The sequence below is a fragment of the Nonomuraea rubra genome (genome assembly GCF_014207985.1).
GTDB classification, from domain to species: domain Bacteria; phylum Actinomycetota; class Actinomycetes; order Streptosporangiales; family Streptosporangiaceae; genus Nonomuraea; species Nonomuraea rubra.
This window is the reverse complement of record NZ_JACHMI010000001.1, coordinates 12,302,202-12,324,274: the sequence shown is the minus strand read 5'-3', so window position 1 is coordinate 12,324,274 and position 22,073 is coordinate 12,302,202. Positions and strand designations below refer to the sequence as shown.

19 protein-coding genes, 1 tRNA gene and 1 pseudogene are annotated in these 22,073 nt (G+C 70.5%); 12 read left to right on the top strand and 9 right to left on the bottom strand.

Translation table 11 applies throughout. The features are described 5' to 3' along the window. The first annotated feature begins 44 nt into the window (after window positions 1-44). From HD593_RS57110 to HD593_RS57100, 3 genes are all read left to right on the top strand, one after another. Complete coding sequence (locus tag HD593_RS57110) at window positions 45-605, top strand: TetR/AcrR family transcriptional regulator (protein ID WP_185111181.1); 561 nt, start codon at window positions 45-47, stop codon at window positions 603-605. Between the two features lie 139 nt (window positions 606-744). Beyond that, window positions 745-2,055 carry a glycoside hydrolase family 6 protein gene (locus tag HD593_RS57105; protein ID WP_221525447.1) on the top strand — a complete coding sequence of 437 codons (1,311 nt, stop codon included), beginning with the start codon at window positions 745-747 and terminating at the stop codon, window positions 2,053-2,055. A 65-nt stretch (window positions 2,056-2,120) separates the two neighbouring features. Further along, complete coding sequence (locus tag HD593_RS57100) at window positions 2,121-3,104, top strand: LLM class flavin-dependent oxidoreductase (RefSeq protein ID WP_185111180.1); 984 nt, start codon at window positions 2,121-2,123, stop codon at window positions 3,102-3,104. Here the strand turns inward: HD593_RS57100 and HD593_RS57095 are convergent, their stop codons facing one another. The 5 genes from HD593_RS57095 to HD593_RS57075 form a co-directional block, all read right to left on the bottom strand. Next, window positions 3,105-3,536: a hypothetical protein gene (locus HD593_RS57095; protein ID WP_185111179.1), complete on the bottom strand. Its 432-nt coding sequence runs from the start codon at window positions 3,534-3,536 to the stop codon at window positions 3,105-3,107. A gap of 11 nt (window positions 3,537-3,547) precedes the next feature. Next, a complete protein-coding gene (locus tag HD593_RS57090; protein ID WP_185111178.1) occupies window positions 3,548-4,624 on the bottom strand; it encodes a DUF6745 domain-containing protein in 1,077 nt (358 codons plus the stop codon). Between the two features lie 82 nt (window positions 4,625-4,706). Continuing rightward, entirely contained in the window at window positions 4,707-5,156 is a 450-nt protein-coding gene (locus tag HD593_RS57085) for a hypothetical protein (RefSeq protein WP_185111177.1), read from the bottom strand. Then, on the bottom strand, window positions 5,146-5,898 hold the full coding sequence (locus HD593_RS64910; protein ID WP_185111176.1) for a PAS domain S-box protein: 753 nt from the start codon (window positions 5,896-5,898) through the stop codon (window positions 5,146-5,148). Before HD593_RS64910 ends, HD593_RS57085 begins: the two co-directional genes overlap by 11 nt. A gap of 23 nt (window positions 5,899-5,921) precedes the next feature. Then, window positions 5,922-8,369, bottom strand: a complete 2,448-nt coding sequence (locus HD593_RS57075; protein WP_185111175.1) for a glycoside hydrolase family 2 protein — start codon at window positions 8,367-8,369, stop codon at window positions 5,922-5,924. A 105-nt stretch (window positions 8,370-8,474) separates the two neighbouring features. Between HD593_RS57075 and HD593_RS57070 the strand changes: the two genes are divergently transcribed. The 3 genes from HD593_RS57070 to HD593_RS57060 all read left to right on the top strand — a co-directional run bounded on the left by HD593_RS57070 (window position 8,475) and on the right by HD593_RS57060 (window position 10,606). After that, complete coding sequence (locus HD593_RS57070; protein WP_185111174.1) at window positions 8,475-8,693, top strand: hypothetical protein; 219 nt, start codon at window positions 8,475-8,477, stop codon at window positions 8,691-8,693. Window positions 8,694-8,768: 75 nt separating this feature from the next. Next, window positions 8,769-9,773: an ATP-binding cassette domain-containing protein gene (locus HD593_RS57065; protein ID WP_185111173.1), complete on the top strand. Its 1,005-nt coding sequence runs from the start codon at window positions 8,769-8,771 to the stop codon at window positions 9,771-9,773. Continuing rightward, window positions 9,770-10,606 carry an ABC transporter permease gene (locus HD593_RS57060; protein WP_185111172.1) on the top strand — a complete coding sequence of 279 codons (837 nt, stop codon included), beginning with the start codon at window positions 9,770-9,772 and terminating at the stop codon, window positions 10,604-10,606. The genes HD593_RS57065 and HD593_RS57060 overlap by 4 nt, the downstream gene beginning before the upstream one ends. A gap of 2,052 nt (window positions 10,607-12,658) precedes the next feature. On the opposite strand, the pseudogene HD593_RS63050 reads toward HD593_RS57060, so the two are convergent. After that, window positions 12,659-13,480, bottom strand: a pseudogene (locus HD593_RS63050) (BTAD domain-containing putative transcriptional regulator); the annotation flags it as partial. Between the two features lie 378 nt (window positions 13,481-13,858). On the opposite strand from HD593_RS63050, the gene HD593_RS57050 reads away from it, so the two are divergent. From HD593_RS57050 to HD593_RS57040, 3 genes are all read left to right on the top strand, one after another. Further along, window positions 13,859-14,203: a hypothetical protein gene (locus HD593_RS57050; protein WP_185111171.1), complete on the top strand. Its 345-nt coding sequence runs from the start codon at window positions 13,859-13,861 to the stop codon at window positions 14,201-14,203. A gap of 42 nt (window positions 14,204-14,245) precedes the next feature. Next, a complete protein-coding gene (locus HD593_RS57045; protein ID WP_185111170.1) occupies window positions 14,246-14,701 on the top strand; it encodes a hypothetical protein in 456 nt (151 codons plus the stop codon). 249 nt (window positions 14,702-14,950) lie between these two features. Continuing rightward, a complete protein-coding gene (locus HD593_RS57040; protein WP_185111169.1) occupies window positions 14,951-15,754 on the top strand; it encodes a hypothetical protein in 804 nt (267 codons plus the stop codon). A 1,384-nt stretch (window positions 15,755-17,138) separates the two neighbouring features. On the opposite strand, the gene HD593_RS57035 is transcribed toward HD593_RS57040, so the two are convergent. From HD593_RS57035 to HD593_RS57025, 3 genes are all read right to left on the bottom strand, one after another. Next, window positions 17,139-17,414, bottom strand: a complete 276-nt coding sequence (locus HD593_RS57035; RefSeq protein WP_185111168.1) for a hypothetical protein — start codon at window positions 17,412-17,414, stop codon at window positions 17,139-17,141. A 266-nt stretch (window positions 17,415-17,680) separates the two neighbouring features. Next, a tRNA-Arg gene (locus HD593_RS57030) sits at window positions 17,681-17,753 on the bottom strand. A gap of 162 nt (window positions 17,754-17,915) precedes the next feature. Beyond that, window positions 17,916-18,203 (bottom strand): hypothetical protein, encoded by a 288-nt coding sequence (locus tag HD593_RS57025; protein WP_185111167.1) that lies wholly within the window; start codon window positions 18,201-18,203, stop codon window positions 17,916-17,918. Window positions 18,204-18,703: 500 nt separating this feature from the next. On the opposite strand from HD593_RS57025, the gene HD593_RS64145 reads away from it, so the two are divergent. The 3 genes from HD593_RS64145 to HD593_RS57010 all read left to right on the top strand — a co-directional run bounded on the left by HD593_RS64145 (window position 18,704) and on the right by HD593_RS57010 (window position 22,069). Continuing rightward, window positions 18,704-20,002 (top strand): sensor histidine kinase, encoded by a 1,299-nt coding sequence (locus tag HD593_RS64145; RefSeq protein ID WP_221525446.1) that lies wholly within the window; start codon window positions 18,704-18,706, stop codon window positions 20,000-20,002. Window positions 20,003-20,116: 114 nt separating this feature from the next. Then, window positions 20,117-20,758, top strand: coding sequence for a response regulator (locus HD593_RS57015; RefSeq protein ID WP_185111166.1), 642 nt, complete (start codon window positions 20,117-20,119; stop codon window positions 20,756-20,758). Between the two features lie 1,032 nt (window positions 20,759-21,790). Continuing rightward, window positions 21,791-22,069, top strand: coding sequence for a hypothetical protein (locus HD593_RS57010; RefSeq protein WP_185111165.1), 279 nt, complete (start codon window positions 21,791-21,793; stop codon window positions 22,067-22,069). The last annotated feature ends 4 nt before the right edge of the window (window positions 22,070-22,073 follow it).

The following is a 22,073-nucleotide window of genomic DNA, read 5'->3' as shown; positions in this document are numbered from 1 at the left end:
ACTAGCCGCGCGGCAAGTGGGGTTGCGTTCAGTAGAGTGCGGGCATGAACCCCGAGGTGACTGAGGCCAGGCCGCGCGACCGCGAGGCCACCCGGGAGCGCATCCTGCAGGCGGCTCGCAGCCTGTTCGGCGAGCAGGGCTACGAGCAGGTGACCGTCCGCATGATCGCGGCGGCGGCCGAGGCCAACATCGCGCTGGTGGGCCGCTACTTCGGGTCGAAGGCCGGCCTGTTCGCCGCCGTCCTTCAGGGGGAGCCGACGTTCGGCGAGCTGTTCACGGGCCGTCCGGAGGAGCTGCCCCGCCGGCTGGCCGAGTACGCGGCCCAGCGGATGCGGCAGCCGCCGGAGAGCCCGATCCTGCGCACGCTCGAACGTTCCGCCTACCATCCGGAGGTCCGGACGGCCGCCAGGGAGCGCCTGATCACGGCGGTGCTCAGCCCGCTGGAGGCCACGCTCTCCGGCCCCGACGCGCACGCGCGCGCCCGCATGGCGGTGTCGGTCGTGCTGGGCATCGGGGCGATGCGCCGCCGCGTCGGCCCCGAGGAGCCCACCCCGGCCGACGTGGACCGGCTGACCGCCGTGTTCGAGGCGTGCCTGGCCGGTTGAAAGTTTCACCGCTCATCGCGGCGCTGACCTGCGATGGTCTCTTGGGGATCGATCCGATGTCTTTGTCCGGCCCCGGAGTGCTACCTAGCATCCAGGGTGCCCGCGGGAGCGCTCCCACCCGACGGACGGAGTTATCTACATGTCTCGCAGAAGGCCCATGTGGGCGGTGCTCGTCACGGCGGCCGCCATGGCCGCGGCGGGAGCGGTGGTCATGTCCACCCCCAGCGCGCAGGCCGCCGACTCCGCTTTCTACGTGGATCCGCAGACCAACGCCGCCAAGTGGGTGGCCGCCAACCCGAACGACAGCCGCACCCCGGTGATCAGGGACCGCATCGCCGCCGTGCCGCAGGGGCGCTGGTTCGCCACGTACAACCCCTCGACCGTGCGCAGCCAGGTGGACGCGTACGTCGGCGCCGCCGCGGCGGCGGGCAAGATCCCGATCATGGCCGTCTACGCGATGCCGAACCGCGACTGCGGCGGCCCCAGCGCGGGCGGCGCCCCCGACCACACGGCCTACCGCGCCTGGATCGACGAGATCGCGGCGGGTCTGGCGGGCCGCCCCGCCTCCATCGTGCTCGAACCCGACGCCCTGGCGATCATGACCAACTGCATGAACGCCTCGGAGCAGGCCCAGGTGAAGGCCTCCATGGCCTACGCGGGCAAGCGGTTCAAGCAGGCGTCGTCGCAGGCCAAGGTGTACTTCGACATCGGCCACGACGGCTGGCTGTCCGCCTCGGAGGCCGCCTCCAGGCTGGTCGGCGCGGACGTGGCCAACAGCGCCGACGGCCTCGCGGTCAACACCTCGAACTACCGCGCCACGCCCGGCCTCGTCTCGTACGCGAAGAGCATCATCGCGGCGACCGGCGTGTCCCGGCTGAAGGCGGTCATCGACACCAGCCGCAACGGCAACGGCCCGTCCGGCAGCGAGTGGTGCGACCCGGCGGGCCGCGCCACGGGCCTCTGGAGCACCACGGAGACGGGCGACCCGGCCATCGACGCCTACCTCTGGGTCAAGCCTCCGGGCGAGGCGGACGGCTGCATCGCCAGTGCCGGGCAGTTCGTGCCGCAGCGCGCGTACGACCTGGCCGTCGCGGCGGGCGGCACCTCCACGCCGACCGTCACCCCCACGATCACCCCGACGACCGGGCCAGGGGGCTGTACCGCCACGTACAAGGTGACGAGCCAGTGGTCGGGTGGCTTCCAGGGCGAGGTCACCGTCAAGAACACCGGCTCGGCGCAGACCAGTTCCTGGCGGGTCGGCTGGACGCTGCCGGGCGGCCAGACGATCTCGCAGCTCTGGAACGGCACCCTGTCCGGCTCCAGCGGCGCCGTCAGCGTCACGAACCTCAACTGGAACGGCACGCTGGCCGCCGGCGCGAGCACCACGTTCGGCTTCCTCGTCAACGGGCAGAGCGGCACCCCCTCCACGGTGACGTGCACCTCGTCATGAAATAACGCGCCTTTCGCGGCTGTTGTCCACTGCCAGGTCAACCGGTCTGCGAAAGGCGCGTACTTATGGCTCTGCCGCTGTCCATCCTGGATCTGGCGCACATAGGCGAGGGCGAGACCGCGGCGGACAGTTTCGCCGCCAGCGTCGCCCTGGCCCAGCGGGCCGAGGAGCTCGGATACCGGCGCATCTGGTACGCCGAGCACCACAACATGGACAGCATCGCCTCCTCGGCCACGAGCGTGCTCATCGCCCACGTCGCCGCCCACACCCGGACGATCCGCCTGGGAGCGGGCGGCGTCATGCTGCCGAACCACTCGCCGCTCACCATCGCCGAGCAGTTCGGCACGCTGGAGACGCTGCACCCGGGGCGCATCGACCTCGGGCTCGGCCGGGCGCCGGGCAGCGACCAGCAGACGATGCGGGCGCTGCGCCGCAGCCCCGCCTCCGCCGACTCCTTCCCGCAGGACGTGCTGGAGCTGCAGGGCTACCTGACGGGCGAGACCCGCATCCCCGGCGTGCACGCCACGCCGGGCAAGGGCACGGACGTGCCGCTCTACATCCTCGGCTCCTCCCTGTTCGGCGCCCAGCTCGCCGCCATGCTGGGCCTGCCGTACGCGTTCGCCTCGCACTTCGCGCCCGCCGCGCTGGAGGAGGCCGTCGCGGTCTACCGGCAGGAGTTCAAGCCGTCGGCACAGCTCGCCGAGCCGTACGTGATCGCCGCGCTGAACGTGATCGCGGCCGAGACCACCGAGGAGGCCGAGGAGCAGTTCCTGGACTCCAAGCGGCTCAGGGTGAGCAGGTTCCTCGGGCGGGGGCGCACGTTCACCACCGAGGAGGCCGACATGATCCTCGACTCCCCGGCCGGGCAGCAGCTCGTGCAGATGGCCAAGTACTCGGCGGTCGGGAACCCCGCCGAGGTGAAGGCGTACGTGGAGCGGTTCGCCGAGCACGCCCGGGCCGACGAGCTGATCGTGGCGTTCTCGGCGCCCGACAGGAAGGCCTGGATGCGCTCGGCTGAACTGCTGGCCGACGTGCTGATCAGCGACTAGTCAGTCCGCGACCAGGCGGGAGCGGCTGCCCTCGTGCTCGCGCTGCCGCCGCACCACGTACGTACCGGGCGCGCATCCCGAGCCCCCGTGTTCGGGATGCAGCAGGTAGACGGGAGCGGTGGCGTCGAACACGCCGATCGCCAGGCCCTGCCCGTCCCGGACGAGCCTGGTCCAGCGGCAGGTGCCCGGCTCGGCGACGAGCGTGTGCGGGTTGCCACCGGCGGCGCCGCGCAGCAGCTCCACGCCCTCGGCGGGGACGGGCTGCCACCTGGCGTCGCCCCACACGGTGACGTCGACCTCGCGCATCGGGATGACGATCAGGTCGCCCTGGGCCTGGAGGCCGTCCAGGACGGGGATCCGTACGGACTGTTCGAGGTGGTCGAGGACGGTGAGCCCGGTTCTGCTGGTGAGCTCGGCAAGGGTCATGTTCATCTGGATCACCTTCAGGTTCTGCGCAGGAGTCGGGAGTACTGCTCGGCGGACAGCCCGTACGTCCAGCCGGCGGCGGCGAGCGGGTCGGTGAAGTGGCCGGGCACGGTCAGCCCGTACCGGCGGCGCCGGCCGTCGCGCTCGACGGAGCCGTTCACCGCGACGAGCACCTTCGTCTCCCGCCGCATGTCGTAGAGCCGCAGCTCGGAGCCGGGGTTGCCGGGGTCGGGCGCCGTGCCGACCAGCCTCAGCCCGGCCTGCTCGACGTACTCGGGCCAGCCGAGGCGCTCGATGGCGCACCGCCTGACCTCGACGTTGGTCTCGGCCGCGATGCGTTCGGCGGTCGGGCCGGCGATCACCCAGGCCGGTACGCGGGTGCCGTGCCAGGAGTGCAGGGCCCAGCCGTCGGCGTAGCGCAGGGCCGGGCCGTCCGCGTGGTGCAGCCGCACCTGGCCCTCATCGCCCGACACCTCCGTGTGCAGGGCGACGGGCCGCTCGGACACGACGCACACGTGCTCGGCCGGCCACCACCAGTGGCACGACGCCGCCACCGTCGCCCACAGCTCCCACTGCCGGAGCTGCTCGGCGGTGAACACCACCCCGGCGACCCGGCGCAGGGCGTCGTAGTGGGCGATCCAGGGGACGAGCTGGCTCTCGTACCAGCGGTTGCTCCAGGAGAACTCCCCGGTGTGGGCCCGCTGGAGCGGCTGGAGCAGGCAGGCGCCGGTGCTGGTGAGCAGCGGGGACTGGACCGTACGCCTGATGAGCTGGTCGAGCGGTTGCTGCAGCCCTCGCACCTTGGCGTCGAGGCCGCGGCGCAGCTCGTTCCTGAGCGCGATGAGCCGGGGCGGCAGCGGCCATTCGGCCACCCGTTCCAGGCTCTCCGCGCGGCCCAGCCCCGGTGGCACGGTCGCCAGCGCGGTGAGGGGTGAGGCGGCCCAGTGGAAGCGGGGCGGCGGCAGCCCGATCAGGTCGTACAGGGAGGAGATGGCCGCCTCGGCGGCCGGACGGTCGGCGGGCAGCGTCGAAAGCGCTCGGCCCAGCCATTGCTCGCGGATCTCGGCAGCTTCCCGCTGCGCGTGAGCGCTCACCGATCGAGGGCGGTGGCGCCCTCCCTTCGCATGATCATGTGACCGATGGTGACAGACGGCCCGGGCCGCTGTCCACCCCCGTTCACTCCTGCGGCGGGTGCCGGAGCTGGTACGGGCCCGTGGTCTCGGAGGTCGGCGCGGGTGACAGGCCCGCGGCCAGGAGCTGGGTCCGCAGCGTGACCACCGTCCGGTCGAGCGCCCTGATCTGCGCCTGCAGGCGGCGGATCTGGTCGCGCATCGCCGTGGAGGCGTTCTGCTCCTCTGCCAGGTCGGTGCTCACCTGGGCGGCCTGGCTCTGCATGCGGGTGAGCTGCTTCTCCAGCTGGTCGAGCGCGTCCTCGTAGATCGTCTTGGCCCGCAGGAACGCCTCGGCGTCCACCTTCGAACGTTCCAGCTCCGCCTGCCGCTCGACCTGGAGCAGCGCGGTCTGGTGGGTCTTCCTGTTGGCGTCGGTGGCCGAACGGAAGGCGAGGTAGGCCACCCCGAGCGGTACGGCGCCGATGGCCACCTGGATGAGGATGTCAGTCAGCATCGCCGCCCCGCATGGGCCTGATCACTCCGGTGTAGGCGATGCCGTCGTCGCCGTGCCAGGCGTTGACGGTCAGCGCGATGGGGAACTCGCTGCCGTCGCGCCGCAGCCCGACCAGCGGGATGATGTGGCCCGCCAGCTCGGACACGCCGGTGACGCGTACCCTGGCCAGGCCCTCCACGTGCCGGTCGCGCAGGCGCGGCGGCATGAGGATGGTCAGCGGCCGGCCCACCGCCTCCTCGGTGCTCCACCCGAACAGCTTGGCGGCCTGCGGGTTCCACGACTGGATGAGCCCGTCGGCGTCGGCGACGACGACCGCCGCGCCGCCCGTCGGCCGGTCCGCCGTGACGGCCTCGGGCCAGGTCGCGATCAGCGCGATCCAGCCGCCGAACGCCAGCCAGACCGCGGCGCCCACCCAGCCGCGCGGGTTGTCGCCGGTGAAGGTCGAGATCAGGTACACCAGGCCGTACAGCATGAGCAGCGCCGTGGCGGCCGCGAAGGCGAGGCGGTCGGAGCGCAGGAACATCTGCACCAGGCACAACGTGCCCGTGGCGCACCAGGCCACCGCCCAGACCTCGAGCGGGGCGATGGCGGCGAGCACGGCGTAACCCGGGGCCGCGCGCTGGCCGGGAGGAGCGAAAGCCAGGGAGGCGGCGATGGCTAAGCAGAGCAGGCCCACGAAGGCCAGCGAGGCGCCGCGGCGGCCGATGCGGTGCAGGACGCGCGCCAGGACTCCGTTACTCACGGTCGCTAGATTAATGCATATAGTTAGCTTTGGCGGGTGGTTGTCTCGACGGAGACGTTCCAGCCGTCGATCCGCACGCGGCGCCGGTCCTCCGGCACACCGTCCCACTCGCCGCGTACCACCCGTTCCTCGCCGGGCAGCAGGTCGAAGGCGTTGTCGTCCCACCGCACCCAGCCCGGCTCCGCGGCCGGGCGGGCGTCGAGCAGGCGCAGGAACACGGCCGCCGGCCCCTCCTCGTGCCGCAGGCGCAGCGTCCAGGTCGGGCCCGTGGTCTCCAAGGTGGTCGTCACCCTGGCGGGCGGCAGGGTGAGCAGGTCGCCGAAGCCGGCGTCCGCGGTCAGCAGGTACCGGTTCGAGGCGGTGCGGTCGCCCGCGCGTACGGACAGGTCGAGCAGGAACAGGCCCGTCAGGCCCGGGCGGCGCAGCTCCCCGATCCGGCCCTCGGCGGGCGCGGTCCAGCTCCGCTCGGCCACCACGCCACCGTCGAGGCGCAGCACGCGCGCGCTGACCTGCGCCGCTCCCGGGCCCCACCAGGCCCAGACGGTCGCGTCGAGGTCGGTGACGCGCGGCGCCCCGAGCGCCGCGCACACGTGCATCGGCCGGTACGCGCGCCGCACGTAGTGGTAGGCCGCCTTCGGCTCGCCGAAGTAGTCCACGGCCGCCGTGCACCACCCGTTGGGGAAGGACTCGTTGAGCTGCCAGGGCAGCACGCCGCGGCTCCGCGACCGGCGCCGGCCGGCCTCGATCGCGTACCGCAGCCCGTCGGCCTGCAGGAGCTGGCTGGCCCTGGACATCGTGGCCAGATCGCCGATGCCGCCGCCGAACGCCTCCTGGACCAGCGGCTCGTTGTTCCACCAGCGGCCCAGGTGGTTCCAGACGGGGTCGCGGTGGGTGGGGAGCCGGCGGGCGGCGGCGGGCACGACGGACTCGATCGCCCGCAGGTTGCTCATGCCCTCCACGCCGAACTCGCTCAGCAGCAGGGCGCGGCCCTCGTCGTAGAGCCGGTAGTGGTCGTCCAGGCCCTGGTGCTCCCAGGGGCCGTGCACGTCGTGGTGCTCGGGCCCGGTACGCACGCTCTCCAGGGTGTTGCCGAACACCGGGCCCGACGGGGACGTCGGCAGCCAGTGCCGGTCCGGGTCGAGCCGGGCCACCACCTCGTGCAGGGCGGCCAGCACCGGGGAGTCGGCGTCCGCCAGCGGCACGCCGTCGGCGCGCTGCAACTCGTTGCCGCCGCACCAGATGGCCAGGCTCGGATGGTTGCGGCGGGCCGGGACGATGCGCTCGGCCTCGGCCGCCATCCGGGCCACGAACGCCGCGTCGTCGCTGGGCAGGCTGCGCATCCCGGAGCTGGACTGGGCGAACTCCTGCCAGACGAGGATGCCGTACTCGTCGCACAGGTCGTAGAAGTCCTCCGTCTCGATGAGGCCGCCGCCCCAGACCCGCAGCATGTTCACGCCGGCGTCGCGGGCCAGGGTGAGCAGGTGGCGGAGCTTGGCCCGGCCGGTGGCGCCGTAGAGGGCGTCGGCGGGGACCCAGTTCCAGCCCTTGATGGCGGTGGGGGTGCCGTTGACGGTCAGGCGGTAGGGGAGGGTGCCCGGGTCGCCGGTGAAGCGGACGTCGCGGAAGCCGAGGCGGAGGCGGTGCTCGTCGCCGGTGGGGAGGGTGGTGGTGAGCGTGTAGAGGTCCGGGCGGCCCGTGCCGTTGAGGTGCCAGGGCCGAGGGTCGTCCACCTGGAGCACGGCGCCGTGGCGGGGGACCGTGGCCTTGGCGGCGATCGAGCCGTCCGGGGCGCGCAAAACGCATTCGGCGGTGCCGTCCGGTCCGTCCACGTCCAGCTCGACGGTGACGCGGCCGCCGGGTGCGGGGCGGGCCCACACGCCGGCCAGGCGGGACGGGCCCGTCGTACGCAGCCGGACCTGGCCCCACAAGCCCTGGTGGACGAGGCGGGGGCAGAAGTCCCAGCCGTACCCCATGCGGCCCTTGTGCACGCGGACCTTGTCCGTGTAGCCGACCTGCGGCTCGCTGACCGGGGCCGGCTCGACGACGACGGCCAGCGTGTGCTCGCCGTCCCCCAGGTGCCCGGTGACCTCGACGACGAGGGGGACGTACGTGCCCTCGTGGGTGGCGAGGAGGTGCCCGTCGAGGTAGACGGCCGCCGCGTAGTCGATGCCGTCGAACTCCAGGAACGCCCGTTCCCCCGGCGCGAGCGCGGGCGGGCGCAGCCGGGTGCGGTACACCCAGGTCCGCTGCGGCACCCACTCCGAGAGCAGGCTCTGCGTGCCGACGTACGGGTCCGGCACCTGGCCGGCGGCCAGCAGGTCGGCCAGCACGCTGCCGGGCACCCGGGCGGGCGACCACCCTCCGTGACCGGCTCCTTCGCGGGCGTGCAGCTGGGCCCGATGCAGTTGCCAGTCGTCGCCGAGGAAGCCCCGAAGCTCCCATCCCTGGTCGAGAACGGTAACGCCGGTCATGAGCTCCCCTGGTGTGGCATCGTTCCCAGGTGATCCTAGGATGCGCCGTTATCGCACGACAACGGGGGCTGGACCGGCTGCGGGCAGGCTCGTTAGAGTGACCGTATGACTACAGTGGGTCACGATGTAGAAGCGCTCCGCACCGCGTTCCCCGACTGGTCGTTCTTCTTCAGCGACGAGGGGGTGCTCTACGCGACCAGGCGCGGAGTCCGGCTCGACGACACCGACATCCTCAAGGGCCTGCATCAGACGGTGAGTGCGAACGACGTGGAGACGGTCGTCGACCTCCTGGAGGACCAGGCGCGTGTGGCAGCGATGTCATAGCCCCCTGGCCGGGTCGTGAGGGCTGGTGAAACCAGGTGAGGGCGCCGTGAAACCGCCGCCCCCGACAGTGGAGCCATGAACATCGCAGAACTCGGACGCACCGGGGGCGGCGATCTGGCCGTACGTACGGAAGGGCTGGCGAAGTCGTTCGGCGAGCACCGTGCCGTCGACGGGATCGACCTGCACGTACGCCCCGGTGAGATCTTCGGCGTCCTCGGCCCGAACGGCGCCGGCAAGACCACGACCCTACGGATGCTCGCCACCCTCCTGACGATCGACGCGGGCCGCGCCGAGATCTTCGGCGTGGACGTGGCCGGCAACCCGCACGTGATCCGCCAGCTCGTCGGCGTCACCGGACAGTACGCCTCGGTCGACGAGAACCTGACCGCCCGCGAGAACCTCTGGCTCTTCAGCCGCCTCCAGGGCATCGCCGCGCCGCGTGCCCGCAGCATCGCCATCGACCTGCTGGGCCAGTTCGGCCTGGAGAAGGCCGCCGACAAGCCCATCGCGCAGTTCTCCGGCGGCATGCGCAGGCGCCTCGACCTGGCGGCCAGCCTGATCACCAGGCCGCCGCTGATCTTCCTCGACGAGCCCACCACCGGCCTCGACCCGCGGACGCGCGGCCAGATGTGGGACACCATCCGCGGCCTGGTCGCCGGCGGCTGCACGGTGCTGCTGACCACGCAGTACCTGGACGAGGCCGACCAGCTCGCCGACCGCGTCGCCGTCATCGACCACGGCCGCAAGGTCGCCGAGGGCACTCCTGACGAGCTGAAGGCCGCGGTCGGCAACTCCACCCTCCAACTACTCCTCGCCGAGCCGGGCGAGGTGCCCGCCGCCATGGAGGTCGTGCGGCGCGTGCTCGGCTCCGAGCCGGTGCTCAGCCCGGAGCAGGGCCGGCTCAACGTCGCGCTCGAACAGGCCGACCTGGCCGCCGACGTGCTGATCGCGCTGCGTACCGCCGGGGTGTCGATCTCCTCGGTGAGCGTGGCCAAGCCCAGCCTGGACGAGGTGTTCCTGGTCCTCACCGGCCACGAGACCGACGGGGACGGCCAGAACGGTACGGAGGAGAGCCGATGACCACCACGATCGCACCCGAGCGCGAGACCGTCAGAGCCGCCGACCGCGTGGCCGCCGCCCGGCGGCGCGTCTCCCCGGGCGAGACCGTCGGCCAGACGCTGACGATGGCGTGGCGGGCGCTGAAGAAGATGCGCAGGAACCCCGAGCAGTTCTTCGACGTGGCGTTGCAGCCCATCCTGTTCACCGCGATGTTCGCCTTCATCTTCGGCGGCGCCATCGCGGGTGACGTGGAGAGCTACCTGCCCCTGATGATCCCCGGCATCCTCGCCCAGACCGTGCTGACCACGTGCATGGCCACGGGCACCCAGCTGCGCGAGGACATGGAGAAGGGCGTCTTCGACCGGTTCAAGTCATTGCCGATCGCCCGGATCGCGCCGCTCGCCGGGCCGATGGTGGCCGACCTGCTGCGGTACACGATCGCGGCCACGCTGACCTTCGGCATGGGCCTGGTGATGGGCTACCGCCCGGGCGGCGGGATGGGCGGCGTGCTCGCCGCGATCCTGCTCGCCATCTTCACCGGCTGGTCGCTGGCGTGGGTCTTCACCTGGGTCGGCACGATCGCCCGCAGCGCGCAGGCCGTCCAGGGCATCTCCATGATGATCCTGTTCCCGCTGACGTTCCTGTCGAACGCGTTCGTGCCCGTCGAGACGCTGCCCGGCTGGCTGGCGGCGTTCGTCCGGATCAACCCCGTCTCACACCTGGTCACGGCCGCCCGGGACCTCGCCAACAGCGCGGTCGTCAGCGGCGAGGTGGCCTGGACGCTCCTGGCGTCGCTGATCGTCATCGCGATCTTCGCGCCGCTGTCGGTGCGCAGCTACAAGCGGCACATGTGACCCGCCCCTGTCGCGTACCTGCTCGACGAGCTCGCGTGCCTCGCCGAGCAGGTCCGAGCCGCGCCGGTCGCCGTACTCGGCCCGCCTGGCGTCGATCGCCCCCGGCGCGGCCCGCTCCGCGTACGGCTCGATCCGTTCGAACGCCATGCTCGGCGTGGTGCTGTTGTACGCGAACCGCTCGGCCAGCACCAGCAGCCCGATCGCGTCGCCGGGAGGCATGGCCTCCCGCAGCAGCCCCCAGGCGCCGAGCGCGAAGAGCATCGCACCGCACAGCGGGTAGTCGAGGGCGGGATCGTTCACGTCCAGCGCGTTGTAGCCGCAGATGGTGGCGAACAGCTCCGCGCCGTACCGGACGTCCTCCGGCTGGGCGTGGTACGCGTACGCCGTCAGGGTGGCCGACTCGGCCACGAGCATCCACGGCGTGAACTCCGTCATCGGCACCCCGGGCAGGCGCAGGCCGCGCGCCCGGCGGACGGCCGTGCGGTACTCCTCCAGCGCGGCGGCCGTCTCCCCGCGGGCGAGCGCAACCTCGGCCGCGCACAACGAGACCATCGCCACCCCGCCGAGCACGACCTCCCTGTCGGTGATCCGCTCGATCGCGGCCAGCTCGGCCTGCGCGGTGCCGAGATCGCCGTCGGCCAGCGCGGACGTCAGCAGCAGCGCGCGGAGCTGCGTCTCGTCGTCGGCGGCGCCGAGCCGGCTCAGCACCGGGATGGCGACCCGCGCGTGCTCCACCGCCCGCCGCCGGTCGCCGAGCTGCATGACCAGGTGGGCCAGCACGGAGTGCATGATCGCCGCGAACCACGGCCCCTCGTCCTTCGAGACCAGCGTCAGCATCCGCTCGGCCGCCTCGATCGCGCCGTGCACGTCCCCCGCGTTCTCCAGGACGTGCACACTCGCGTACGTCGTCGCCCTGGCCACGTCCGGGTCGGGGCTGCGGCGCAGCTCCGCCAGCCGGCGGTGCATCTCGGCGCCGTCGGTCGCGTGGCTGGCGAGCGCCACCTGGGCCATCGCCGCGATGCGGGCATCCGTCGCGTCGCTGGTGGGCAGCTTGCGGAGCAGGTCGCGCAGCGCGTCGTCGCGGCGGTCGGTGGTGACGATGACGTTCATCAACGTGATCAGCATGGCGACCCTGGTCACCTCGACGAGGTGCTCCGGCGGCCACCAGCCCGTGATCACCTGGATGATCGCATCCCGGTGGGCGATGATCCGGAGATGGTCGCCGCGGATCGACCACAGCGCGCCGACCCCGGCCAGCAACTGGACCGTCGTGACCTGGTCGCACTCGCCGAGAGCCTGCCGGAGCAGGTCCGCGAGGTTGCCCTCCTCGGCGCGCAGCGCGTCGGCCGCCTCCAGCTGCGCCGGGCTGAACAGCAGGGAGGCGTGCCGGAGCGCGTACTCCGTCGCCCAGGCCCGCTGCGCCGCCCTGGCCGGCTCCTGCTCGCCCGCCTCCTCCAGCCGCATCCGGCCGAACTCCCTGACGGTCTCCAGCATCCGGTAGCGCAGGCCGTACGCGGTCTCGCGGACGCTCAGCATCGACTGCTCGGTCAACGCGTCCACGACGTGCAGGGCGTCCGGGCCGAGCACGTGCTCGGCCGCCTCCAGCGTGAATCCGTCGCCGAACAGCGACAACCACCGCAACGCGCGCCGCTCCGGCTCCGCCAGCAGGTTCCACGACCAGTCGATGACCGCCAGCAGCGTCTGGTGCCGGTCGGGAGCCGTACGGTTCCCGCCGCGCAGCAGCGCGAACCGGTCCGCCAGCCGCCGCGCGATCTCCTCCACCGACATCACCCGCACCTTGGCCGCCGCCAGCTCGATCGCGAGCGGCAGCCCGTCGAGGCGGGCGACGACCTTCCCGATCACCCCGTCGTGGAGCCGCACCCCGGGCCGGGCGGCCGTGGCCCGCTGCCGGAACAGCTCGACGGCGTCGCCCTCGGGCAGCTCGCCGAGCAGGTAGACCCGTTCGGCGGGGATCGACAGGGGGGCGCGCGAGGTGGTGAGCACCCGCAGATCCCGCGTCGTCACGGTCAGGAACCCGACCAGATCGGCCACCGCGTCGATCACGTGCTCGCAGTTGTCCAGGATCAGCAGCGCCGGCGCCTGGTCGAGCTGCTGGGCGATCCGCGCGCGCACGTCGGCCCGCTGCTCGGCGGTCAGGGCGTGACGTCCCCGTACGGAGTCCCGCACCCCCAGCGCCGAGCCCACCTCGCCCACCACCCCCTCGGGCGAGGAGACGCCGACCAGCTCCACGAAGTGGGCGACGGGCTGCGCCGCCCTCCTGCCGGCCACGTGGGCCAGCCGCGTCTTGCCCAGCCCGCCCGGGCCGATGATGGAGACCACCCGATGGGACTGCAGCAGGGCGTGCACCGCCCGGATGTCGTCGTCGCGGCCGAGCAGCGACGAGCCGTCGAACAGGATGCCCTGGCGCACCGGCCGATCGGCGACCAGCAGCTCGCCGTACACGCGGGCCAGCTCGGGCCCCGGCTCCGTGCCGAGCCGCGCGACCAGCCCCGCGCGGTACCGCTCGTAGCGCTCCAGCGCCGCGGCGGCGCCTCGCACCGCCGCCTCGCTGCGCAGCAGGCAGGCCAGCAGCTCCTCGTCGTGCGGGCGCTCGCCGGCGGCCTCCTCCAGCAGCGGCAACGCGCTCTCGTGCGCGCCGCTCCGCCCCCGCGCGACCGCCGCCACCCGCCGCGCCTCGGCCGCCCACTCGCCCGCGACGCTCCTCAGCTCGGCCAGCGCGCCCGTGGCGCCGTCCATCCCGCCCGCCGCCAGCCCCATGGCCTCCTCGGCGCGGCTCCGCGCCCCCGCCACGTCGTCCGCGCCCAGCGCCGCCCGCGCCTCCTCCACCAGCAGGCCCAGCCGCAACGCGTCCACCTGCTGCGCCGCCAGCCCGAGCCGGTACCCCCGCGGGATCCGCTCCACGACGCCGGCGCCGGTCGCCGCCCTGGTCCGCGAGACGACCACCTGCAGCGCCTTCGTCGGGTTGGCCGGCGCCTCGTCGGGCCACAGCTCCTCGACCAGCCGCTCGTCACCGACCCCCGCCCGGCCGTTCAGGGCGAGCACGGCCAGCAGGGTGTGCGCGCGATCGCCGACCACGCGGACACCCTGCCAGCGGACGCCGTCGAGCAGGACCAGTTCGGGGGACACACCATCAGCTTACGGACCGGCCCGCAGCCGGTGGCCCGGCTCGCCCTGGATGCCGCGGCGATCTCACGCCCTGCCTGATGCCACAGATGACACGACTTTCCGCCCGTGGCCGGCCGGGTGCTCGGCTACCTGCTCAACTGCAGGCCGCCCCAGCAGACGATCGCGCAACTGAGCGAGGCGCTGCTCGCCGGCCGCAGCGCGATCACCGGCGCGGTCACGCTGCTGGCCGGCCACAACGCCGTGCGCCGCTTCCGCTCGGCGGGTCAACGGGTCGACCACGTCAGCCTCGACCCCAGGGCACTGGAGCCCAAGGGCTTCTCCGCATCGCCCTACCAGGAGCAGGCCGCGCTCGCACGCATGGCGCTCGACCTGCTCGCCGACGACGACGCCGAGCGGCGCGCCATCGTGGAGGAGGCCGCCGCCTTGGCGTCGGCGTCAGCAAGATCATGACAGTCCGGAGTGTTGTCGGTCCTCATGGCTACTCTCCCGCGTATGGCAGTCCCCGAGATCATCCCCATCGTTTACGAACCGGACTATCACACCGGCACGATCGGCCATTGGGAAGGCGGCCAGTTCTTCGGATCCGTCATCGCCGCCTTCCGTGAGGGCTACACCCGCACCGACGACTGGCGGACGCACAAACGCTGGTACGCCGTTCTGCACACCTTCGACGCCGCCGGCCACCACCTGGACTCTCGCATCGAGCACACCGGTGCCGAGGACGACCATCGGGCAAGCGTCGACCTCGCCCGCGAGAGACTGAAGCACTGGCTCGACGCGCTTCCGGGACTTCGCTTCGACGACATCGCCATCCGGCCCTTCCAGCACACGTTCGACGGGGTGCTGTTCGGCCTGGTCATCGAAACCTTCGAAGGCGAAGAACACGCCGAGTTCTACCCGAACAACATCGGCTTCTACGAACCATGGGACGGCATGTACGACACCTGACCATCTGATCTGTAGGGAACGGCAGCAACCACGTTCGCAGCCTCCTGCCCTGCTGAAGCGGGGGACGCGAGTTGATGCCATGTGATCGCGTGAGGCGGTGTTGCTTTACGCCCTGCTGTACAGCACTCCTCCACGAAATGCACGAACGTGGGGCATGGCCCCCATCAGCGGTGATCCAAAAGAGACCTTGAGACGAGATCGTCTGGAGTGCCGACCCGGTATGGGGGAGGATCGAGAGAGGACGCTCGGATGAGACGATGGGCCGCCACGTTGACCGTCGCGATGACCGTGTCCGTCGCGGTCACCGAACTCAGCACAGCCGCGCATGCTCAGACGACCCCTGCCGGCCCGGCCGACGCACTCAGGCGTCAACTGGTCGAGAGCCGTGGCGTGACCATGTCAGAGGTCTTCACTTCGAGGGAAACCGGGGAAAGTAGGAGTTACCGCAAGAAGACCCGCGTCCAGTTCGGCAAGGGCACGGTGACGGCTACCGACGTCAGGGACGTCGCCAGCCCCGACTTCCCTCAACCTGCGCCACGGTTCCTCACGCTCAAGGGCCGGAGGTACTGCCAAGGCTGGATCTGCCCCGCTCCCGAGGGAAAGACCTGGGTCCTCCTCTCCGAGAACGAGAAGATCCGTCCCTTCCTGGAGTCCGGCGGGATCGACCTCGCTCATCCGGCAGCGCTGAACGCGGTACTGGCCACGACTGAGTCCAAACGTCGTGGAGGCACCTACGACAACACCCGCACCACCATCTACCAGGGAACAATCGCCTTCGGCGACCTCTACAAGGTGTCACCCGCGTTCCGCGACCAACACGATGGGACGCCCACTGGGAAGTATGCGAAGACAAACCTCTCGTGGCAGCTCTGGCTCGGAGAGGACCAACTGGTACGCAGAGTCCGGACCTCCTGGTCCGAACAGCTCGGCAAGCGCTCGATTTCCCACGTCGTCGACGCCCGCCTAACTGGCTGGGGTGCCAAGACCGACATCGCAGTTCCCTCCGCAGATGAGACAGCGGGACCGGACGATTGGAGGAATTCTCCATCCTGAACCTCCGCGCCGAGCGGTGAGCGCTCTTCTCCTGTAACTGGCACCCCTGACTTCCTGCTTGCAGACGGGAGCCGGTCAGGAGCTGTAGGGGCTTCCTCCCTGCTCCGGCATGTGATGACGGGCGTCAACACGAGGCGCTGTACGGCCCTGTTGCTGTAACCCTCTGCTGTACAGCAACCACCTCGTCAGCGGTCTTCCTCATCCAGCCGACGCCACGATCCGGTCGAACTGCTCACCTTTCGCTTTCAAGTGCGTCAATCAGCCTGTTCCTGAGCGGTGACCAGGCGGCATGTGGTCGCTCATGGCGCCGACCATGTGTGATCGGCAGCCGGCGTTGCCGTCACCGGCCGGCTACTGAGGCTTGATGTGGAGGCGTGCACTGGGCAGTAGGGCCTTGAGGTCATGATCCTGGAAGGTGGGCATCGAAGACCTTCCTTCCTCGATAAGCCTAGAGGAGCAACTCCGGATCTCCCGGCAGCTCACCAGAGTCGGAGGTCAACTGCTGCGCTGGCAGACGACCATGACGGAGGACTCGACCGTCTCTCTGCCGCTCTTCGGCCTGAGCGTTTCGGCGCTCAAGCACCGTCAGCGCGTCCAGGAGGAGGCACGGAAGGTGGCAGGGGACGAGTGGAAGACCTCGGACTTGACGTTCACGACCCCAACAGGCACGCCGATCGAGCCGCGGAACTTCAACCGACCTTCGAAAGCCACTGCCGCCGAGCGGGTGTCCCGCGCATCCGTGTGCACGATATCCGGCACACCTGCGCCTCGCTCCTGGCCGCCCTCGACGTCCACCCACTGTGGCCATGCGCATCCTGCGCCACTCGCAGATCTATCTCGATGACCGTGGACATTTACACTCAGATCCCCAGTCCCGAAACCCGTAAGCCCCTTGACCGGCTCAATCAGAGCCTCGACCGCTCAAGCGAGACATAACTAATCTCTCGGTCCCACACTTAGGCCCTCTGGGGGTATCCCAGAGGGCCTAAGCGTGTGCTCAGGATCTCGTCATAACCGAAGGGATACACCGGACTGGCTACGGTGGTCATTTCGCTTTTCGCTGCTTGTGGTTCAAAAGAATGGGGCTTCCGGCGAGGCGCCAGTGCACTAGGCCGGACGAGGCGGAGGGCGAATGACGCACCCTGTGATCTGTGAGCGGGCCAAGGGGCATTACTGCGGATGCTCCGCCTGCGGAGGGGCGCAGCACGGCTGGACCAACGGTCTCTCGTTGGCCCGAGACCCCTCTCCCGTTGCTCGTCAAAAGGCGAGAGATGACAGTGACCTTGCCTGGGCCGGAACTAGGCCTCCGATAGGGCGACGTAAGCCATCCAAGGACAGACAGGCGGCAGCCACCGATAGCGCCACAGTCGACCTCGTTGACTGGCTATCCGAAAACCCGGACACCATCAACCGCATCCAGGAAATCGGAGACATCCTTGCTGGCCCCGTAATCCAGGAGCTCGATGAGAGGTTCGGCGGTAGCAAGCCGCGAGAGGCCAGAAGACAACTTAACAGTCATTTCTGGTGCGATCTTCTCGTCGCCGTAGCCGAGGCCATCGAAAAGTTTTCGAAAGCCATCGACCGAATCCCGGAGTACGTGACAACGGTCATCCTGCAGTCCCGGAAGGCCGAGGGCCGAAGCGCTCTCCTCGACGCACAAGGCCGTCCAGGACGGCGCCCTTCTTCCCCTGGCGAAGGAGGGACTGCTGGAGACCAGCAGGGAGCGGCTTGAGCAGGTCTTCCCTGCGGATTGGGTCCGCCGCCTACGAGAGGGTCTCCACGGTGCCTGAGTAGAGCGGCCGGCGTCCCGATGGCCTGAGCTGCACGCGTGGGATCGGCGGTGTCGGGCTGCGTTGCTGTACGACGCTGCTGTAAGGCCACGAAAAAGGCCCTCCGGGATGATCCCAGAGGGCCTTTGACCTGAAGCGCGGCCGAGAGGACTCGAACCCCTAACCTTCTGATCCGTAGTCAGATGCTCTATCCATTGAGCTACGGCCGCTCGCTGCGTAAGCAAGCATAGCGGGTTTCGAGGAGTGCCTCGAACCAGAATCGGCAATCATGGGGCCGCGGGTTCCAGCCGGGGGTGGTTGAAGGGGTGGTGGTGTGGCGTTGAGCTGGGGCGGGTGGGCCCCTGGAGAGGGGTGGGGGGCCCACGGGTGATCTAGGCGTCGAGCTTCTTCGCCAGGCGTTCGACCACCAGCGCCAGGTCGGTGAGTCTGCGGTAGACGGTGTGGTGCTGGTCCTGGATCTGGGAGCGGAACTTGGTGAAGTGGTCGTCCGAGTGCCTTCTGAAGCCTCCGATCTCGTCGTTCAGGGCGGAGAGGTCCTGGGACAGCTCGGACTGAAGGCCCTTGATGGTGGTGTTCAGGCGGGTGACGTCCGTCGGGGTCGGTGGGGTTTCGGGTTGTATGTCCTCCGGTGGGGTGCAGTTCTGGGCCGGGATGCTCATGCGCCGGCGTCGTACCCTCGTGCGGCGGCCGGAGGCTCTGCTGCCGGAGCGCACGCTTGCTTCGAGGGCGTCTACACGGAGTTTCAGCTTGCGAATCTCCGCCTCTATGTCCACGAACCCCTACCCTTGCGGTAGCTGGAAGGGACCCCTTGTCCCGAGAGTGGTCGGGCCCGGGTGGTCCCACGAACTGTGAGCACATCGTCGCAACGAGTGTGCGGTTGTGGAAACCCTTGGCGGGGTGCGGGTGGAGATTTATGCCCCCTCGGTGTTATTGGATCCGCGCCGGAGTGAGATCTCTCCTCGATGGGCTGAGGGCGAAGGGCGCGGTTCAGGGCTGAAGGGCTTGTAGTGCCGTAACCGGCGCGTTCTTGGGCATGGCTGCTGGAACTTGGGCGCTTGCTGCTGTGGATAACTCGCCGCCTGTGGATACATCGAAGGGTGTATCCACAGGAGGACCTTCGTAGGAGGGAGGGGCGGGCGGGAGGTGGTGGGATGAGGGCATGAAACAGGTGGTGCTGGGGGCCGGGCTCGCCTTCGCGGTGGGGCTGGTGCTGATCGCGGGCGAAGCCCATCTCGAACGGGGTGTGCCCACGTGGGTGCTGGCCGTGCCCTTGGCGTTCACCTGTGCGGGGGTTCTGGTGCGGCAGCGGGCGCCGCTGGCCTGTCTGGGGCTGGGGGTGGTCGGGATCGTGATCGACGGGTTCGTGGGGCCGTCGCTGGGGACGGTTCTGGTCTTCACCGACAATCTCTACGCCGCCGCTCTGTACGGGCCGGCTCGATTCTCCCGGGTGCTGCTCGGGGTCACCGGGGTGCTGGCGGTGGTGGCGGGGGCCGTGGCGGGGTTCCTGGCGGAGGATTGGCGGGTGCTGGCCGTCATGGGGGTGCAGGCCGGGCTGGTGCTCATCACGCCTGTCACCACCGCGGTGGTGCTGCGGGAGCAGCGTGATCGGGCCGCGGCCGAGAGGGCACGGGCCGAGCAGGTGGCTCACCTCGCGGAGTTGGACCGGCAGGCGGCCGTGGCCGCCGAACGTACGCGGATGGCGCGCGAGCTGCACGACATGATCGCCAACCACTTCAGCGCCATCGCCATCCAGTCCACTGCCGCGCTCTCGCGTAAGGACCTGGATCGGGAGACCGTGCGGAAGGTGATGGAGTCCGTACGGGAGAACAGCGTCAAGGGCATGGCCGAGATGCGGACCATGATCGGGCTGTTGCGGCAGGAAGGCGACGAGGGGGAGAACGAGGCCACCCGGCCGCGGCTGGCCGACGCGGAGACCCTGCTCGAACGGGTGCGGCGGGCCGGGATGACGGTGGAGATGCGGGTGGAGGGGGAGGCTCGGGAGCTGCCGGCGGCCGTTGATCTCGCGGGGTACCGGATCTTGCAGGAGGCGCTCACCAACGCGCTCAAGCACGGGGATTCTCCGGTGTCGGTCGCTGTCGTTCATGAGGGCGAGCGGGTCTGCCTGAGCGTCGAGAACGCTCTTGGAGAACGGGGGCGGCGGGCAGAGCTGCCGGGGGCCGGGGCGGGGCTCATCGGCATGCGGGAGCGGGTTTCGCTCGTTGGAGGGTTCTTCGATGCGGGTGAGGTGTGGGACGGGGAGCGGGGGGACGGTGGTGTGGGGCGGTGGCGTGTTCTGGCGGTTCTTCCTACGGCTGTGGACGTGACTCGTTCGGGGATTTCCGGTGAGGGGGAGGGCGGCGGTGGTGCCGGGTCCCGGCATGGCGAGGGTGGTGCGGGGAGAGGGGCTTGGTTCGGGGTGGGGGATGGCGGTGCGGCGAGAGGGGCTTGGTCCGGGTGAGGGGCTCGGTGGGTCGGGCGGATGAGTGGTGTGGTGAGTGAGGCGGCTTCGGGCTGAGGTAGGTCTTCGGCGGGCCGGTGGTGACAGGTGTAGTGGGCTTGGTGGAGGTGGCTGGTGACCATCAGGGTGCTGGTGGCTGACGATCATGCGGCGGTTCGGGGCGGGATCGTGCTGATCCTGGGTGGGGCGGATGACATCGAGGTCGTGGGGGAGGCGGGTGATGGCGAGCAGGCCGTGGTCATGGCGCGGGAGTTGCGGCCCGACGTGGTGCTGATGGATGTACGGATGCCTCGGCTCGACGGGATCTCCGCCACCCGGGAGCTGGCGGGTGTTTGTGATGTGCTGATTCTTACGACGTTCGACGTCGATGAGTACGTGTTCGGGGCGTTGCGGGCCGGGGCGGCTGGCTTTCTGCTCAAGAACGCTGACGCGGAAGCTCTGATCGAGGCGGTCCGGGTGGTGGCCCGGGGAGATGGGCTGATTTCGCCGGGGGTCACGCGGAGGCTGATCGCCGCGTTCGCCGAGCAGATGCCGGTGCGCCGGGCGGTGGGCGAGGAAGCGGCTGGGCCGGCTGGGCTGACGCCTCGGGAGAAGGAGGTGCTGGCTTGTATCGGGCGGGGGTTGTCCAACGCTGAGATCGCCAAGGAGCTGGACATGGCGGAGGCCACGACCAAGACGCATGTCAGCCGGGTGTTGAACAAGCTGGGGTTGAAGAGCCGGGTGCAGGCGGCGATCTATTACTCGGAGGGGGTGTAGACCGTCGGTGGAGTGAGGTCTGACCGGGTGGGGCGGTTTACGAAGTGCGGTGTGCGGCCGGGTGTGGTGAGGTGTTGATCCGATGGCAATCGTGGGTGCCTAGTCTGATCATGACTAGAGGGGTAGACCAAGCCAATGAGTACAACGCCACCACCTCCGCCGTCCGAGGAGCCTGAGAACGGATCAGGGGCGGAGGCGGTGCCGGAAGAGGGATCGGCGTCCCCGCCGCCGCCTCCGGACGGGGAGCGGGGCAGCATGCCGTCTGCGGGTGGGGAGCGGGGCAGCATGCCGCCTCCACAGGGGGAGCCGGTCATCATGCCTCCTGCGAGTGGGGAGCAGGTTCAGGTGCCGCCTCCGGGTGGAGAGCCGGTCGCCGAGCCGCCTCCGCGTGGGGAGCCGCAGATCATGCCGCCCCCGTCCGGTGGGCCGGGGCCCAGGTCGGTGCCGGATCAGGGCGTTGGGGCCGGTTCTGGGGAGCAAGGTCGTGGGCATGTCGGTCGGCCGGCGTTCCTGCCGCCGGACGCCGGGCCCGGGCAGCAGCCCTCCCGCGAGGAACCGCCTCGTGGGAGCACCTTCTCGTGGGAGCCGCCGTCCGGTCGGTCCGCCCAAGGCGAGCCGCCGTCCCAGGGCGGCCCGCCGTCGTACGAGGGCGGCACGTCCCAGGGCGGTCAGCCGTCGTATGGGGATGGCGCGTCACAGCCGTCCTACGGAGGTGCCTCGCCTCAGGGGGGTCAGCCGTCGTTCGGGGGTGGCGGGTCTCAGGGTGGCGAGCCGTCGTACGAAGGTGGAGGGCCGCAGGGGCAGCCGCCGTACGAAGGTGGAGGGCCGCAGGGGCAGCCGCCGTACGGGAACGGACCGCAAGGTGCCCCGCCCCAAGGACAGCAGCCGTACGGAGGCCAGCCCTACAACCAGCAGCCGCCCCCCGGAGGCCGGCCACCCTACGGCAGCCCCCCGCCGCACCTCCACCCGGGCGGCTACGGCCCACCCCCACCCCCACCCCCGGTCACCAGCTCGACAGGCATGCTCATCGGCATGCTCTTCGCCGGCCTGGGCATCTACAGCATCCTCAACACCGTGGTCGGCTTCTTCATCTTCGTCGCCGCCATGGACGCCAGCGGCAGCGCCACCCCCTACCTGGCCGCCGGCGCGGCCTTCCTGGCCCTGGTCGGCCTGGGGGCAGGGATCGGGCTGTGCTTCGTGCGCCGGCCTTGGAGCAGGGGCCTGGGGCTGGGCCTCATGATCGGCTGGGCGCTGTGGTCGATCCTGTCCGCAGGGTTCTGCACCGGTCTCAACCCGGGCCTGTACGCCTGACCGC